Origin of the sequence: Cryobacterium sp. Hz9 (assembly GCF_004402825.1) — a bacterium.
Taxonomy (GTDB): domain Bacteria; phylum Actinomycetota; class Actinomycetes; order Actinomycetales; family Microbacteriaceae; genus Cryobacterium; species Cryobacterium gelidum.
In genome coordinates this window covers 181,153-197,299 of the sequence record NZ_SOFC01000022.1, presented here as the reverse complement: position 1 = coordinate 197,299, position 16,147 = coordinate 181,153, and the positions used below count along the sequence as shown (strand labels likewise).

The following is a 16,147-nucleotide window of genomic DNA, read 5'->3' as shown; positions in this document are numbered from 1 at the left end:
CGCTCTCCGGTACCTTTGATGAAGCGCCGCACCAGGCGCTGCGCGTCGGCTAGCCCCGCGCGCACCAGTTACTCCTCCAGCTGATTGTGAGTACAGCAACACATGGCATCCTCCAACCCCGCTTTCTCCCGCAACGAAGCGTTCGGCGCTCGTGGCGCAGTGGCGTCGTCGCAGGCCCTCTCTGACAACGATCTGCAGTCGATGTACAACCGGCCCGCCGCCGGTGCGCAGGACACCGAGCGCATGACCTATGAAGACACCATCACCAAGACCGGCCTCGGCTTTGCGCTGCTGCTCGTGGCGGCGGCGATCTCCTGGGTCGCTACCCCGGTGCTGCCGTTCCTGTTCATTCTTGGCGCCATTGCCGGTTTCGTGCTCGGCCTGGTCAACACTTTCAAGAAGGAGCCGTCGGCTCCGCTGATCCTCGCCTTCGGCGCGGCCCAGGGCTTGTTCGTCGGCGGTATCTCGAGCGTCTTCGAGCGCATCTACCCGGGCATCGTCACGCAGGCGGTCCTCGCCACGCTCGTCGTCGTCGCCGTGACCCTCGCACTTTTCAAGAGCGGCAAAATCCGGGCCTCGAAGAAGGCCACCAAGGTCTTCCTGATCGCCATGATCGGCTACGGCGTATTCTCGCTTATCAACGTCGGCATGATGATCTTCGGCGGCACCGACCAGGCCTTCGGCCTCCGCAGCGCGAGCATCAGCATTCTCGGCTTCGACCTCAAGCTCGGCGTCATCATCGGCATTCTCGCCGTCCTCATGGCCGCCTACTCGCTCGTACTCGACTTCGACTTCATCCAGAAGGGCGTCAACAACCGCCTGCCCCGCAAGTACGGCTGGAGCGGCGCCTTCGGCATCATGATGACCGTCGTCTGGCTCTACGTAGAGCTCCTGCGCATCTTCGCCCTCACGCGCGAGTAGCTTCACTCTCGGAAGAGCGCCTTCGTTCCCAGGACCGAGGGCGCTTTTGCGTTCCCGTGGCACATCGCGTTCCCGTGGCACATCACACTGTGGTTGGCTTAAGTAATGAGTTTCACTGACCTGCACGCGCTGCTCCCGCTCGAAGCAAACGGTATGAACGCCGCGTTCGGCTATATCGGCAGCGCCATCGTGCTCCTCGGCCTCGCCTGGGTGGTCATCCTCGCTATCCGCCGCTACCTCAAGGCACCCAAAGACTGATCGACAGGGCGAGGACAGCGCCGTTGCCGAGCAGCGCCGCCGTCAGCTGAGGCACCGTCTGAGCTAACCCTGTTCGCGGACGGCGCTGTTGTGCGGCAACGCGAAGCCTGCGTTGGGAGCGCTTCCTCAACCTTCCTCGCAGTCCGGTCGGAATCGATATCCCATTCCGGATTCGGTGAGCAGATACCGGGGGTTCCGGGGATCGGGTTCGATTTTCTTCCGAAGTTGGGCGATGTAGAGGCGGAGGTATCCCGTGTCGGTGATGTGTTCTGATCCCCAGATTTCGGTGAGGAGGCTTTGGCGGGACACGAGATTACCCGCATTTCGCACGAGGATATCGAGGACTTGCCATTCCGTCGGGGTCAGCCGCACGAGCTCGGGCCCGCTGGGCGTTGTCCGCGTGATGCTCTTGGCCGCGAGATCGATGGCGATGTCCGCGATTCGCGTGATCGGCGCCGTCTCCTGGTTGGGAACACGCCGCGTGAGGGCGCGGATGCGAGCCAAAAGTTCGTCAATCGAGAAGGGTTTGGTGACGTAGTCGTCAGCGCCGGCATCGAGCGCCTCGACTTTGTCGGCCGCCCCTGTTCGGCCGGAGACGACGAGAATAGGGGCTTGAGTCCACCCGCGAAGTCCCTGGATGACCTGGATACCGTCGAGTTCGGGCATTCCGAGGTCGAGCATGAAAATATCGGGCCGATGGTCGATGGCTGCGTTCACGGCTTCAGTTCCGTTGGCCGCGGTAATGATCTCGTATCCTCGTGCTCCGAGGGTCACGCATCTTCATGGATTCTCCTGGTTGAGGGTCACCGCGGGGGTACGGGGATGACGCGCACTGATGTCTCCATCAGAGGCTGCAGCAGACCGCATGGGGATAGATCCCGCCACCGGCAGAGCGATGACCATCGTCAGGCCGCCGCCGGGGGTGGTTTCCGCTTCGAGGGTACCGCCCATGCCCTCGGAGAATCCCTTGGACAGGGCAAGGCCAAGTCCTAGACCGGAGCGGTTATCGGTGTCGCCGAGGCGTTGGAAGGGAACGAAGACGTCATCACGTCGCTCGAGGGCGATACCGGGGCCGTGGTCGATGACGCGGATCTCCACGGTGCCGCCGAAGCTGCTGGTGGCGATGCGCACGCGCGTCCCCGATGGGGCAAAACGGGTGGCGTTGGCGAGGAGGTTGACGACAACGCGCTGAAGCAGTCCTTGGTCGGCCAGGAGCCGGGGTAGATCCGGGTCGAGGTCGAGTTCGATGGCTCCCGGTCCGAGATGCAGTTCATCAAAAGCGGTGAGAATGACGTCTTCGGCATCCACGGCGCCCAACGACACACCGAGGACGCCGGCCTGTACTCGGCTGACGTCGAGAAGGTTGGTGACGAGTGCGGTGAGCGTCTGCAGACTCTCGTCGGCGGTGGCGCGGAGCTCTTCTCGATCGGCTTCAGACCACGTCACGTCGGTCGCGCGCAGCCCGCTCACTGCGGCGACGGCGGCAGCGAGCGGTCGGCGGAGGTCGTGACTGACGGCGGAGAGAAGAGCGCTGCGAACCCGGTCGGTCTCGGCGAGCGGTCCGACCTCGTTCGCCGTCTCGGTGAGGACGGAATGTTCCATGGTCGCGTCGATCTGCGCGGCGATCACGGCCAGGAGACGCCGTTCGGAGGCTTGCAGATCGCCGCCGTGGAGTTCGAGAGTGGCACGGGTGCCGATCGGCACGGTCGTGAACTGTGCGTGCGTTGTGGTTGCACCGTCGCGCAGGAGCACCTGCCCGTCCTCGATGAGGACGACCTCGTCGAGGTTGAAGGCTTCCCGGGTTCGTCCGATAAGTGCCTGCAGGGCGCCTTGCCCCGAAGAACGCTACCGGAGATGGTGGCCAGGAGGTCTGATTCCGCAGCCGAGCGTTTGGCTGCGCGGGTGCGGCGAGCGGCCTGGTCGACAACGTAGCTCACGAGGACCGCGTTCAGACCGTACAGGAAGAGTGCCAGCATGTGCAGAGGTTCGTCGACAGTGATTGTGTATAACGGTTCCACGAACAAAAAGTCCAGGGTGAGGCCCGACAGGAACGCAGCGAAGAGTGCGGGCCAGATGCCCCCGACCAGGGCCACGAGAACGACCAGGAGCTGGTAGGTGAGAACATCGCTGGTGATCGATTCGGGGCTGCGGAATGCGACGAGCAACCATGTGACGAGCGGACCGCCGATCAGGGCGAGGGTGAACCCTGCGACACGGCGTTTCAGGGTGAGAGCTCCTGCGAGGCGTGGGAGCGTGAAGCGCCCTCCGGCCGCGGCATGAGTGACGATGTGAACGTCTATGCTGCCAGACTCTCGAATGACCGTTGATCCAATGCCGGGCCCGGTGAGAGCCGCCATCAGACGGCTTCTGCGGCTGACGCCAATGACGAGCTGGGTTGCATTCACCCCCTTTGCGAAGTCGACGAGCGCGTGCGGAATATCATCGCCGACAACCTGGCGGTAGGTGCCGCCGAGTGTCTCCACCAGCGATCGTTGCTGGTCGAGTTCCCACGGGTGCGTGGAGCGCAGGCCGTCCTGGCTGGTGATGTGCACGGCCAGGAGTTCGCCGCCCGCGGACCGCGCCGCGATTCGCGCCCCCCGTCGGATCAGGGTCGCACCCTCCGGGCCGCCTGTGAGAGCGATGACGACCCGCTCGCGGGCCTCCCACTTACTATCGATACCGTGCTCGGCACGATAACTGTTCAGTGCGCTGTCGACCTCGTCCGCCAGCCACAGCAGTGCGAGCTCTCGCAGGGCGGTGAGATTGCCCAACCGGAAGTAGTTCGACAAGGCCGCATCGATGCGTTCAGCCGGGTATATCCGCCCCTGGGCGAGGCGACCAAGGAGAGCCTGCGGGGCGAGGTCGATGACTTCGATCTGATCGGCAGCCCGAAGCACTTTGTCGGGGATGGTTTCGCGTTGCGGTGCACCGGTGATCTGTTGCACGACGTCGTTGAGCGATTCGATGTGCTGGATGTTGACGGTGGACATGACGTCGATTCCGGCGTTCAGCAGCGTTTCAACGTCTTGCCAACGTTTCTCGTGCTCGGAGCCGGGCGCATTGGTGTGGGCGAGTTCGTCCACCAAGGCCATATCCGGCTTCCGAGCGACCACGGCGCTGAGGTTCATCTCGGTCAATTCAACGCCACGGTGCAAGATCGTGGTGCGCGGGATGGTCTCGAGCCCCTCGGTCATGGCCGCTGTGGCGGCGCGGCCGTGGGTTTCCACGATCGCTACGACCACATCCTTACCCTCATGCTGCAGGCGTCGGCCTTCTTCCAGCATGGTGTAGGTCTTGCCGACGCCGGGGGCGGCACCGAGCAGCACTCGTAGCCGCCCTCGTCTCATGACTTAACCTTTCTGCCCGTCAAGGGCGATGTTCAGTTCTAGGACGTTCACGGTCGGCTCGCCCAGATATCCAAGGTCCCTCCCCTGGATGTTCGCTTCCACCAGCGCCCGGACGACATGTTCAGGCAATCCCCGTTCACCGGCCACTCGGACCACCTGAAGCAGAGCGTACTCGGGGCTGATGTGCGGGTCGAGACCGGACGCCGACGCCGTGAGGGCATCCGCTGGGATGTCCGCCGGGTCGACGTGGTTGAACTGCGCGATCTGTGCTTTTCGTTCCTGGATCGCGGCGACGAGGTCGGAATTCTCCGGCCCCCAGTTGGACCCGCTCGATGCACCGGCGTCGTAGCCGTTGCCGGCCGCGGAGGGCCGCCCCTGAAACCACTCGGGCAGGGGGTTGCCGTCGACGTCGGCGAAGGATTGACCGATGAGGCTGGACCCGACCGGGGCGTCGGCGACGGACAGCGTGGATCCGTCGGCCTGGGCGGGAAGTGCCAGCTGCCCGATGCCGGTTATGGCGAGTGGGTAGGCCACCCCGAGGATAACGGTAAGAACGAGCATGGCGCGGAGGGCGACCCGGTAGTGCCGGATGCCCGAGCGGGGTGAGCTCATGATGACGTCTTCTTTCTCAGATTTTGCACGGGTCAGAAACCGGGGATCAGGCCGACGACGAGGTCGATCAGCTTGATTCCGATGAAGGGGGCGATCACGCCACCGAGACCGTAGACAAGGAGGTTGCGGCTCAGAATCTTCGCCGCGCTCAACGGGCGGTACCGCACCCCCCGCAGGGCGAGCGGAATCAGCACGACAATGACAATGGCGTTGAAGATTATCGCCGACAGCACCGCCGAGGATGGGGAATGCAGTCCCATGATGTTCAGCACCGCGAGTCCGGGGAACACTCCCATGAACATGGCGGGGATTATCGCGAAGTATTTCGCGACGTCGTTGGCGATCGAGAATGTCGTGAGCGCACCGCGGGTGATGAGCAACTGCTTGCCGATTCGCACAATATCGATCAGTTTGCTCGGGTCTGAGTCCAGGTCAACCATATTCCCGGCTTCCTTCGCCGCGGAGGTGCCCGTATTCATCGCCACGCCGACATCCGCTTGAGCGAGCGCGGGTGCGTCGTTCGTGCCATCGCCGGTCATCGCGACCAGGTTGCCACCCTCCTGCTCTTGACGGATGAGGGCAAGCTTGTCCTCGGGGGTTGCTTCTGCCAGGTAGTCATCGACTCCGGCTTCGGCCGCGATGGCTTTGGCGGTGAGTGGGTTGTCGCCGGTGATCATGACGGTGCGGATGCCCATCGCCCGCATTTCCGCGAAACGTTCCTTCAGCCCTTCCTTGACGATGTCCTTGCGGTGAACGACCCCGAGGACGCGGCCTTCGCCGGACGCGCTCTTCACCGCGACCACCAGGGGAGTTCCGCCACTCTGAGCGATGCGTTCTACCTGCTCGTTCAGGTCGGCGAGCACGGAGCTTGCAACCCGTTCGTCTTCCGCAATCCAGGCGAGGACCGCGGAGCCGGCACCCTTCCTGATCCGCGTGCCATCCGGCTGATCGAGGCCACTCATCCGGGTCTGCGCGGTGAAGAGGACAGTTTGCCCCACCGTGTACCCGCCCACATCGACGCCTTCCACACCGGCCAGGTCGACAATGGACTTGCCTTCCGGGGTGGGGTCGGCAAGCGAGGAGAGTGCGGCCGTTTGGATAAGTTCCCGCTGGCTCACGCCGTCGAGGCACACGAACTCAGAGGCGCGTCGGTTGCCGTAGGTGATGGTCCCCGTCTTGTCCAGCAGCAGGATCGTCACGTCGCCGGCCGCCTCGACCGCTCGTCCGGACATCGCCAATACGTTGCGTTGAACGAGGCGGTCCATGCCGGCGATACCGATGGCCGAGAGCAGTGCGCCGATCGTGGTCGGGATCAGGCAGACCAGCAATGCGATCAGGACCGGCAGGCTGACCGTCGCTGCCGAATACGAGGCGATCGGGTTCAGGGTGAGCGTGACGATGACGAAGATGATGGACAGGCTGGCCAGGAGAATGTTCAGGGCGATTTCGTTGGGGGTCTTCTGACGCGACGCACCCTCGACGAGGCCGATCATCCGGTCCACGAAGGTTTCGCCCGGCTTGCTGGTGATCCGCACGACGATGCGGTCAGAGAGAACCCGGGTTCCGCCGGTGACGGCGCTGCGGTCGCCGCCGGATTCCCGCACGACGGGCGCGGATTCGCCGGTGATGGCGGACTCGTCAACCGAGGCGATGCCCCAGATAATGTCGCCATCCCCGGGAACCAGGTCACCCGCGGTCACGACCACGACATCGCCGAGTTTGAGTTGTGCGGAGGAAACGTCCTCGGTTGCGCTCGTCGTGGCGGCGGGATCGGAGCCCTGGTTGTAACCGGTCACTTTGTGCGCCAGGGTGCTGGTACGAGTCTTGCGGAGGCTGTCTGCCTGCGCCTTGCCGCGCCCCTCGGCGACGGACTCAGCGAGGTTGGCGAAGAGCACTGTCAACCAGAGCCAGACAGCGATACCCCCGGTGAAGGATCCGGGAACTGCCGAACCGCCGGAAGACTCGGGCCCGCCGAAAAACGGTTCGGCGATCGCCAGGACGGTGGTGAAGGCCGCACCGACCTCGACGATGAACATGACGGGGTTACGCCACATCTGCCGCGGGTCGAGCTTCTTGAATGCCCCCGGCAGGGCGGCGATGAGCATCTCAGTGCCAAACGTGCTCTGCGAACGTTTGCTGGCACTCTCGCCAGGCATGTGCTCGGTCGTGGTTGTTGTTGTTGTTGCGGACATGGTTACTGCAGCCCTTCCGCCAGGGGACCCAGCGCGAGTACGGGGAAGTAGGTGAGTGCGGTCACGATAACCGTCACACCGAGGAGAAGACCGATTAACTGCGGTCGATGAGTGGGCAACGTTCCCGACGTCGCTGGTACTTTGTCCTGAGCCGCAAGGGATCCGGCCAGCGCCAGCACGAACACGATTGGGATGAACCGACCGAAAAGCATCGCGACACCGAGGGCGGTATTGAACCAGGGGGTGTTCGCCGAGAGGCCGGCGAACGCAGAACCGTTATTGTTCGATGCCGAGGTGAACGCATACAGTACCTCGGATAACCCGTGGATGCCGGGGTTCCAAATCGAAGTCGCCTCGACGTCTGCCCGGACAGCGGGGATCGCGAAGCTCAACGCCGTACCCATCAATACCAAGGTCGGAGTGACCAGGATGTACAGACTCGCGAGCTTGATTTGCTTGGGACCGATCTTCTTTCCCAGATATTCCGGCGTTCGCCCCACCAGGAGTCCACCGATGAACACCGCAATGATTGCGAGGATCAACATGCCGTAAAGACCCGACCCGACGCCACCGGGAGCGACCTCGCCGAGCATCATATTGATCATCGGCAACATGCCGCCGAGGGCAGTATATGAGTCGTGCATGGAGTTGACCGCACCGGTCGACGTCAAGGTGCTGGTCGAGCCGAACAGGGTCGAGGCAAAGATTCCAAATCGCTGTTCCTTGCCCTCCAGGGCACCTCCCGCGAGCTGTGGCGCTGTTCCTGCGCCGTTCAGCTCAAGGAGCGTGAGGGCGGTGAGGGAGGTGACGAAGATCGCGCCCATCACGGCCAGAATCGTGTAACCCTGCTTGTGGTTACCGACCATTCGTCCGAACGTGCGCGGAAGCGCGAACGGGATCATCAACATGAGGACGTTTTGAAAGAGACTCGTCCACGCGGTCGGGTTCTCAAAGGGGTGCGCGGCGTTGGCGTTGAAAAAACCACCACCGTTTGTGCCGAGGTTCTTGATCGCTTCCTGCGACGCGACCGGACCACCGGGAAGATTCTGCAGACCGCCGCTCAGCGTTGTGATCTCCGTGAAGCCATTGAAGTTCTGGATCACTCCGCTCGCCAGCAACACCACGGCACCGAGCACGGAGATCGGTAGGAGTAGGCGCAGGGTACCTCGCGTCAGGTCGACCCAGAAGTTACCAATCGTGCTCGACTTGCGCCGGGTGAATCCGCGCACGAGTGCGATGGCAATGGCAATACCCACGGCTGCGGAGACAAAGTTCTGCACCGCCAGACCGGCGATTTGCACGGTGTAGCCCATCGTCAACTCGGGTGAATAGGACTGCCAGTTGGTGTTTGCCACGAAGGACGCTGCCGTGTTGAACGACAACCCTTCCGGAACCGCGGGTAGTCCGAGGGAATAGGGCAACATCGCCTGCGTGCGCTGCAGGACGTAGACGAAGATCAGCCCGACCGCGGAGAAAGCCAGTACGCCACGCAGGTACGACTGCCACGTCTGCTCGGCGCTGGAGTCCACACCGATCACGCGGTAGAAGCCGCGCTCAACCAGCAGGTCCTTCTTCGAGGTAAAGATGTGGGCCATATAGTCGCCCACTGGTCGGTACAGGACGGTGAGGATGAGGGCCAGAGTGGCGATCTGAAGGATCGCGAAGACGACATCCATCTAGAAGCGCTCCGGTTTCACGAGGGCAACAACGAGGTACACCACGGCGGCAACGGCCAGCGCCGCGGCCAGCAGATCGAAGAAGATCACAGCTTCTCGACCCCCCACCCGATGACGCCGACCAGCGCGAACACGACAACGATGCCGAGCACGTAAACAATGTCAAGCACAATTCACTCCATCTGGAGAAGGATGACGCGACACCCGAAGCGGGGCACGACGGCCGCAGGGGCACGACAATCGAGTAGACACCCTCGTTCCCGACCAAACGGCCGCCCTAACGGAATCCATACAGGAATTCGACGAAACCTAACGACCTCTGCACCCTGTAGACCGAAAGCCAGGACCACTGCGGCAAGCTGTCCAGAGGCGCCGCCCCGGAACGCGACCCAAATCGCAGCTTGGTATCAACCGTGTTACCGTGCGCGGATACACGTGCCGGCTCTTCCATGCCACACAATGGACCAGTGTGTTTCGCACATCAGCAAGATCCGAGTCACGCCACGGTGACTCGTGTGTGCCAACTGAAGGAGCTCAGTGGATTCATCACGGATTCCGGTTATGCCGGAGAGCGTCCCCGTAGCTGCCCGAACCGGAGCGCCGGCAAATAACTTCACTCGCTGGCTGATGAAGAATCGTGTTCAGCCGGTTGGCCCGGAGAGCAGTGAGAAGGCGGCGCCGACGCACAGCTGGTGGAAGGTGATGTGTCTGACCGGCGTCGACTACTTTTCGACGCTCTCCTACCTGCCCGGAATAGCCTTCCTCGCGGCCGGCGCGCTCTCGCCACTCGCCACTCTCCTGATCGTGGCGCTGACTCTCCTCGGGATGCTTCCGATGTATTGGCGGGTCGCCAAAGAGAGTCCCCATGGCCAGGGTTCGGTGGCAATGCTGGAACGACTCCTACCGTTCTGGAAGGGTAAGTTCTTCGTCCTGGTACTTCTCGGGTTCGTCGCAACGTCGTGGATCATCACAATCACACTGTCGTCAGCGGATGCGACGGTACACCTGCTCGAGAACCCCTACGCACCGGCCTTCCTCGAAGGCCACCAGGTCACTATCACGATCGTGCTGCTGCTTATTCTGGGCGGCGTCTTCCTGCTGGGCTTCACCGAGGCCGTCAAGGTCGCCATCCCACTCGTGGCGGTCTTTTTGGTCCTGAACGGCATTGTCATCGGCGTTGGCCTCTACGACTCATTCACGCAACCCGGCGCGCTGGAGGGCTGGTTGGACGCCCTCACGACGCGCGGCGGCAGCGCCGGCGACATTATTGGGCCTGCCCTCCTGGCCTTTCCGCTGTTGGTGCTCGGGCTGTCGGGGTTCGAGACCGGGGTGAGCATGATGCCGTTGGTCGGCACCACGGGGAAGACTGCAGCGGAGCGACTGGCGTCGCGCATCCGCAATACCCGGAAGCTACTCACCGCTGCCGCGCTCATCATGAGCATCTACCTTCTCTCCAGCAGCTTCGTCACCACGCTCCTCATCCCGCCGGACGCGTTTCAGGAGGGCGGCGAAGCCAGCGGCCGCGCCCTGGCCTATCTCGCGCATGAGCTGATCGGGAACGAGTTCGGTACCGCCTATGACGTCAGCAGCATCCTCATCCTCTGGTTTGCCGGCGCGTCCGCGATGGCCGGGCTGATCAATATCGTTCCGCGGTACCTCCCCTCCTACGGCATGGCGCCGGAGTGGAGCAGGGCCATACGGCCCGTCGTCTTGGTCTATACCGGCGTCAGCATCCTCATAACGATCGCATTCAAGGCCGACGTGAACGCTCAGGCGGGCGCCTACGCCACCGGAATTCTGGCCATGATGCTCTCCGGCGCGGCCGCGGTCACAATTTCTGCTGCCCGGCGTCGGCAACGACGAGCCACCCTCGGCTTCGGCGCCTTGACCCTTATCCTGTTCTACGCCTTGGCCGCGAACATCCTGAAAAAACCCGACGGGATTGCCATCTCGGCACTGTTCATCGGTGGAATCATCGTCGTCTCCCTCATATCCCGGGTGTCGCGCACCACTGAGCTGCGCGTCGAACGCGTCGACTTCGACGAATCGGCCCGCAGCTTTATCGCCGCGTCACTGGCTTTCGATGGCGCATTGAACCTGATTGCAACGCGGCCGCCCTCCGGAAGCCTGCCCGCCGACTACGCCGAGAAAGAGTCCGAACAAAGGCAGATGAACCCGGTGCCGGGTGCCGCCGATGTGCTGTTTTTGGAGATTGACGTCGTTGATCCGTCCGGCTTCAGCGACGTGCTCCGCGTTCGAGGCGTCGAGGTCGACGGGCATCGGGTGCTCCGTGCGCAGAGCCCGGCAGCGCCGAACGCGATTGCCGCGATACTTCTGGCCCTGAGAGATGCCACGGGCGTGCGACCGCAGGCCTTCTTCGAATGGTCGGAAGGTAACCCGCTCGGGCATCTCCTCCGGTACCTTTTGCTGGGGCGCGGAGATACGGCCCCGGTCGTGCGCGAGATCCTGCGCGAGAGTGAACCAGACCCGACGCGGAGGCCGGGGATCCACGTCGGCGGCGGCTGACCGCCGAGCCATCATCGTCCACGAAAGCGTCAAAATTCGCTCCATCCGTGAGCCAAATGGCAACTGCGCGCATTCATCACGGCTGGGCCAGCAAAATCGACGTCGTTCCAGGGGCCGTTGGGCGCATCCAAACGTCCCCGGGATGTGCTCGCCCACGCCCCCGGAGGCCGGCCGTTCCTGCCGACCATCGCGGGACGCCGCCACCGTACTCCCCGCGTCACAGCACAGCACGAAAAAGTAGGGCCGGCTCCAGAGCCGGCCCTACTTTTTCGCGATGCTACCGCTGGGTTACTCCCACTCGATGGTTCCCGGCGGCTTCGACGTGACGTCGAGCACCACGCGGTTCACACCGTCGACCTCGTTGGTGATGCGATTGGAAATCTTCGCCAGCAGGTCGTAGGGCAGGCGGGTCCAGTCGGCGGTCATCGCATCCTCCGAAGACACCGGGCGGAGCACGATCGGGTGACCGTAGGTGCGGCCGTCACCCTGCACGCCCACCGAGCGCACATCGGCGAGCAGCACCACCGGGCACTGCCAGATCTCGCGGTCGAGGCCGGCGGCGGTCAGCTCGAAGCGCACGATCGCATCCGCTTGACGCAGCAGGTCGAGGCGTTCCTGGGTGATCGACCCGACGATGCGAATGCCGAGACCGGGGCCGGGAAACGGCTGGCGCTGAACGATTTCGTCCGGCAGGCCGAGCTCGGCGCCGATCGCACGCACCTCGTCCTTGAACAGGGTGCGCAACGGTTCGACCAGTTCGAACTGCAGGTCTTCCGGCAGGCCGCCCACGTTGTGGTGGCTCTTGATGTTCGCGGTGCCGCTTCCGCCGCCTGATTCCACCACGTCAGGGTAGAGGGTGCCCTGCACCAGGAAAGCGATCGGGTCACCGTCGGTTTCGGCGGCTTCCTTGATGAGCTCGGCCTGGGCTTGCTCGAAGGTGCGAATGAACTCGCGGCCGATGATCTTGCGCTTGGTCTCCGGATCGCTCACGCCCTCGAGCGCGGTGAGGAACTGCTCACGCACGTCGACGGTGACCAGGCGAATGCCGGTGGCCTTGACGTAATCCTCTTCGACCTGGCGGCGCTCGTCTTCGCGCAGCAAGCCGTGGTCGACGAAGACGCACACCAGCTGGTCGCCGATGGCCTTGTGCACGAGGGCTGCGGCCACGGCGGAGTCGACTCCGCCGGAGAGCCCGCAGATGACCTTGCCGGTACCGACCTGCGCGCGGATCTTGGCGACCTGCTCGGCGATGACGTTGCCGCTGTTCCAGTCAGGGTTGATACCGGCGGCGCGGTGCAGAAAGTTCTCCAACACGTGCTGGCCGTTTTCGGAGTGTTTGACCTCGGGGTGCCACTGCACGCCGTAGAGCCGCTTCTTGTCATTGGCGAACGCGGCGACCGGGGTGGAGGTCGACGAGGCCAGCACGGTGAAGCCCGCCGGCGCGGTGGCGACCGAGTCGCCGTGGCTCATCCAGACCGTTTGGCTGTCGGGCTGGTCGGCCAGCAGCACGTTGTCGGCGTTGCTCACGACGACCGGGGTCGAGCCGTATTCGCGGGCTCCGGTGTGGGCGACGGTGCCGCCGAGGGCGGTCGCCATCACTTGGAAGCCGTAGCAGATGCCGAGCACGGGCACACCGAGTTCGAAGATCGCTGCGTCGAAGGCTGGCGCACCGTCGGCGTAGACGCTCGACGGGCCACCGCTGAGCACGATTCCGCGCGGGTTCTTCGCGAGCACCTCGGCGGCGGTGATCGTGTGCGGCACGATCTCCGAATAAACGGACGCCTCCCGCACGCGCCGCGCGATCAGCTGCGCGTACTGCGCACCGAAGTCGACAACGAGAACGGGGCGATCGAGCCCCGAGTCGGCGATGGGTGCATCCGCCGACGCGGTGTCGAGGGTGTCACTCATGAACGCACCTCGGTAGCCTTTTTCGCTTCGAGCTGCTCAAGGGAACGTTTGACGCGGCGGGTCATGGGGCCTTCCAGAAAGAACGAGAGCGTGGGGATGATGCCGCCGAGCGCGATCAGCACGAAGAGCGGGAATGGCCAGCGCATCAGGCTCCACAAGCGGAAATCGGCGAACAGATAGAGCACGTAGAACCAGCCGTGCACGATCAAAATGATCGTGCTGAGGTTGATTGCGGCGACCGTGTCGCGCGGCACGAAGGCGAGAAAGCCCTCGGAGCCGTTCATCTCGAGTTCGTAGCCGAGCACGAACTTGGCGTAGACCTCGGCGCAGAGCAACAGCAAAAAGACACCGGTGATGATGGACGACACCTGGTAGAGCCGAAGCGCACCGGGGATTCGGGAAATATCGGCGGGCTTGGGATCAAGTGGCATGGGCTGATTCTACGCGCCCGTGCTGGGAGCCCCTGCAGTCACGCCTTGGAGCGCTGCTTCTTCCTGTTCGCGTTCCAGGGCATCGCGCACGAGCCGGTACCAGAGGAACACGGCGAACCCGGCGAAGACGACCCACTCGATCGCGTAGAAGATGTTCAGCCAGTTCAGCGACTGGTCGACTTCGGGCACCGGGGAATCGATCACATCGAGGCCCGTCGGGGCAGCGGCGTCGACGATATAGGCGGAATACACCGACTGGTCGGTGAAATCGGCCCACAAATTGATCAGAGCGGATGGCGCAACCTTGGTCAGCTCCATCGAATCGCCGTCCGGGGCGGGCAGCTCCGGGGCTTCCCCGGTGAGAAAGCGTCCGGTCAGGGTGACCGGGCTGGTGTCGGGTGCCGCCTGGAGCTGGGCGATGACGACCTCGGCGGTGCTTTTGTCGGGAGCCCAACCGCGTGCGACGGCGATGCTGGCGGCGGCATCCGTCTGAAAATGGCTGACGACCCAGAACCCCAAGCTGCCGCCGTTGAAACGCGTCGTGATGAGCTGCTCGTCACCGACCACCCAGGTTCCGTCGGTGGTGACCATTTGACCGGTCGCGATCTGCGTCACCCCGCCGTCAGGCTGCGCAACGTCGGCGAGTGGCTTTACCTGCTCGGTGCTGCGCTCCACAACCACGCCGGACTCGATGGCGCGGTCCAGCTGCCAGTGCCCGAGCAGGGCGAAGGCCGCGGCAATGCCGAGGGCAAGCAGCAGTGCGGCCACCCAGCGGGGGCGCAGCATCATTTTGATCACGAATAGTCACCTGTGTGGGTTTCTCGCCCGGGTTTGCGTGCCGGTCTGTCGGCGTCATCTTCGGGTTCTGCGGAGTGCTGACCGAGAGCGAAATCGGCCATCGAACCCGAGCCGGAATCGGCCGAATGCGAGCGTTTCGCTGCATTCAGCGTATCGGCCGGTGGTTGGGAATTGGCCGAGTCGACCATCCGCTTGGCCGCGCGCCGGGTGGACTCGTCGGCATCCGTCGCCTGAGCGGCTGTCACCGCCTCGACCAGCGCGATCTCCTCGTCGAGCATCGGGTTGCGCGGCGCGCGCGCGGCAGCGGATGCTGGCCCGCGGCGACGCAAGGCCGACCCGATCTTTTCGGAATTCGCCGCGAACAGCGGACCAAGGATCGCCATGACCAAGACGTAGAGGCCCGCGAACGGTTGCAGGCGCGGATCGAGCCCGGCCGACACCGACAGGGTCGCCAGAATCAGCGTGAACTCGCCGCGATTGACGAAGATTGCGGCGGTGTTGAGGGCTTCGCGTGGCCCCATTTTGTGCAGCCAGGCCAGCAGCGCCCCGGAGAGCAGGCTGAGCAGAAAGGTCATCACGATGGCCACGAGCACCACGCCGATCACCGATCCGAACTGGGCCACGTCGAGGGCGAGGCCGAAGTTGAGAAAGAAGAACGCCGCGAAAATATCGCGCAGCGGCACTGCGACGCGCTCGATCTTGGCGCGGTAGCTGCTCGCGCCGAGCACGACGCCGATGAGGAATGCGCCGATCGCGTCGGTCACGCCGATGATCTCGCCGATGCCGGCGAACAACACCACCAAGCCGAAGAACAGAATCGTGAACAGTTCGTCGTCTTTGGTGCGCATGAGGCGGGAAACGACGCGACCCCCCCACCGGGCGAGGGAGAACATGGCCACGAGAAAGAGGAAGGCGATCGAGAGCTGCAACACGATCGGCCAGATCTCGGTCTTGCCACTGAGCACGACGGAGACGATGGAGAGGTAGATGGCGATGAAGATGTCGCCGACGACGGTGACGCCGAGGATCATCGGCGTCTCCTTGTTGGCGAGCCGACGTAACTCGATCAGGAGCTTGGTAATGATCGCGCTCGACGAGGTGCCGGTCATGCCGGCGATGACGAGGGCCTCCCGGGGGCCCCAACCCACCAGCAGGCCGAAGATGAAGCCGGCACCCATGTTGATGAGCACCCAGGAGCCGCCGGAAATGATCAGGGTCTTGGCGTTGCCAAAGAACTCCTCCTGGTCGAACTCGAGGCCCAGGCTGAACAGCAGCAGAATCAGGCCGAAGACGGCGATCAGCTCGATGTCGCCGGACTCAAAGTCGAGGGGAAAGAAGTCGGTGTTCGGGCTCGCGAGAAGGCCCACGATCATATAGATCGGAATAGTGGGGAGCCCGATCAGCTTGCCCAGGCGGCCAAGAACGTAAGCGCCGACGAGCAGAATGCCGAGAACGAGGAGGTCTTCGCCGACGTGCAT

12 protein-coding genes and 1 pseudogene are annotated in these 16,147 nt (G+C 63.7%); 3 read left to right on the top strand and 10 right to left on the bottom strand.

What is annotated here, in order from left to right; translation table 11 throughout:
- The first annotated feature begins 102 nt into the window (after positions 1–102).
- Both E3N85_RS12000 and E3N85_RS16365 read left to right on the top strand, forming a co-directional pair.
- Positions 103–921 carry a Bax inhibitor-1/YccA family protein gene (locus E3N85_RS12000; protein ID WP_134463462.1) on the top strand — a complete coding sequence of 273 codons (819 nt, stop codon included), beginning with the start codon at positions 103–105 and terminating at the stop codon, positions 919–921.
- Between the two features lie 105 nt (positions 922–1,026).
- On the top strand, positions 1,027–1,179 hold the full coding sequence (locus E3N85_RS16365; RefSeq protein WP_166783941.1) for a hypothetical protein: 153 nt from the start codon (positions 1,027–1,029) through the stop codon (positions 1,177–1,179).
- Between the two features lie 126 nt (positions 1,180–1,305).
- On the opposite strand, the gene E3N85_RS11995 is transcribed toward E3N85_RS16365, so the two are convergent.
- The 6 genes and pseudogenes from E3N85_RS11995 to E3N85_RS11970 all read right to left on the bottom strand — a co-directional run bounded on the left by E3N85_RS11995 (position 1,306) and on the right by E3N85_RS11970 (position 9,096).
- Positions 1,306–1,953 (bottom strand): response regulator transcription factor, encoded by a 648-nt coding sequence (locus E3N85_RS11995; protein ID WP_134463460.1) that lies wholly within the window; start codon positions 1,951–1,953, stop codon positions 1,306–1,308.
- A gap of 6 nt (positions 1,954–1,959) precedes the next feature.
- Positions 1,960–4,526 (bottom strand): annotated as a pseudogene (locus tag E3N85_RS11990) (ATP-binding protein).
- Between the two features lie 3 nt (positions 4,527–4,529).
- The gene (kdpC, locus tag E3N85_RS11985; RefSeq protein WP_134463458.1) at positions 4,530–5,138 is read right to left on the bottom strand and encodes a potassium-transporting ATPase subunit KdpC; all 609 of its coding nucleotides are present in this window, start codon (positions 5,136–5,138) and stop codon (positions 4,530–4,532) included.
- 32 nt (positions 5,139–5,170) lie between these two features.
- Positions 5,171–7,294: a potassium-transporting ATPase subunit KdpB gene (kdpB, locus tag E3N85_RS11980; RefSeq protein ID WP_255453891.1), complete on the bottom strand. Its 2,124-nt coding sequence runs from the start codon at positions 7,292–7,294 to the stop codon at positions 5,171–5,173.
- 38 nt (positions 7,295–7,332) lie between these two features.
- Positions 7,333–9,006: a potassium-transporting ATPase subunit KdpA gene (gene kdpA, locus E3N85_RS11975; protein ID WP_134463454.1), complete on the bottom strand. Its 1,674-nt coding sequence runs from the start codon at positions 9,004–9,006 to the stop codon at positions 7,333–7,335.
- Positions 9,007–9,096, bottom strand: coding sequence for a potassium-transporting ATPase subunit F (locus E3N85_RS11970; RefSeq protein ID WP_103461949.1), 90 nt, complete (start codon positions 9,094–9,096; stop codon positions 9,007–9,009).
- 471 nt (positions 9,097–9,567) lie between these two features.
- Here E3N85_RS11970 and E3N85_RS11965 point away from each other — a divergent pair, with 471 nt between their 5' ends.
- Positions 9,568–11,532: an APC family permease gene (locus E3N85_RS11965; RefSeq protein ID WP_134463624.1), complete on the top strand. Its 1,965-nt coding sequence runs from the start codon at positions 9,568–9,570 to the stop codon at positions 11,530–11,532.
- Between the two features lie 288 nt (positions 11,533–11,820).
- On the opposite strand, the gene guaA is transcribed toward E3N85_RS11965, so the two are convergent.
- From guaA to E3N85_RS11945, 4 genes are read right to left on the bottom strand one after another with little or no spacing between them, the layout of a single operon-like run.
- A complete protein-coding gene (guaA, locus tag E3N85_RS11960; protein ID WP_134463452.1) occupies positions 11,821–13,440 on the bottom strand; it encodes a glutamine-hydrolyzing GMP synthase in 1,620 nt (539 codons plus the stop codon).
- Positions 13,437–13,871, bottom strand: a complete 435-nt coding sequence (locus E3N85_RS11955) for a DUF3817 domain-containing protein (protein WP_134463450.1) — start codon at positions 13,869–13,871, stop codon at positions 13,437–13,439. The genes guaA and E3N85_RS11955 overlap by 4 nt, the downstream gene beginning before the upstream one ends.
- 9 nt (positions 13,872–13,880) lie before the next feature.
- Positions 13,881–14,660: an SURF1 family protein gene (locus E3N85_RS11950; protein ID WP_241978489.1), complete on the bottom strand. Its 780-nt coding sequence runs from the start codon at positions 14,658–14,660 to the stop codon at positions 13,881–13,883.
- A gap of 5 nt (positions 14,661–14,665) precedes the next feature.
- Complete coding sequence (locus E3N85_RS11945) at positions 14,666–16,147, bottom strand: cation:proton antiporter (protein ID WP_134463446.1); 1,482 nt, start codon at positions 16,145–16,147, stop codon at positions 14,666–14,668.

What these genes read in the sequence shown, in the direction of transcription:
- E3N85_RS16365 (WP_166783941.1), top strand. Translation starts at nt 1,027, where the DNA reads ATGAGTTTCACTGACCTGCACGCGCTGCTCCCGCTCGAAGCAAACGGT.
- E3N85_RS11955 (WP_134463450.1), bottom strand. Translation starts at nt 13,871, where the DNA reads ATGCCACTTGATCCCAAGCCCGCCGATATTTCCCGAATCCCCGGTGCG.
- kdpA (WP_134463454.1), bottom strand. Translation starts at nt 9,006, where the DNA reads ATGGATGTCGTCTTCGCGATCCTTCAGATCGCCACTCTGGCCCTCATC.
- E3N85_RS11965 (WP_134463624.1), top strand. Translation starts at nt 9,568, where the DNA reads ATGCCGGAGAGCGTCCCCGTAGCTGCCCGAACCGGAGCGCCGGCAAAT.
- E3N85_RS12000 (WP_134463462.1), top strand. Translation starts at nt 103, where the DNA reads ATGGCATCCTCCAACCCCGCTTTCTCCCGCAACGAAGCGTTCGGCGCT.
- kdpC (WP_134463458.1), bottom strand. Translation starts at nt 5,138, where the DNA reads ATGAGCTCACCCCGCTCGGGCATCCGGCACTACCGGGTCGCCCTCCGC.
- guaA (WP_134463452.1), bottom strand. Translation starts at nt 13,440, where the DNA reads ATGAGTGACACCCTCGACACCGCGTCGGCGGATGCACCCATCGCCGAC.
- E3N85_RS11950 (WP_241978489.1), bottom strand. Translation starts at nt 14,660, where the DNA reads ATGATGCTGCGCCCCCGCTGGGTGGCCGCACTGCTGCTTGCCCTCGGC.
- E3N85_RS11945 (WP_134463446.1), bottom strand. Translation starts at nt 16,147, where the DNA reads ATGCACGTCGGCGAAGACCTCCTCGTTCTCGGCATTCTGCTCGTCGGC.
- kdpB (WP_255453891.1), bottom strand. Translation starts at nt 7,294, where the DNA reads ATGCCTGGCGAGAGTGCCAGCAAACGTTCGCAGAGCACGTTTGGCACT.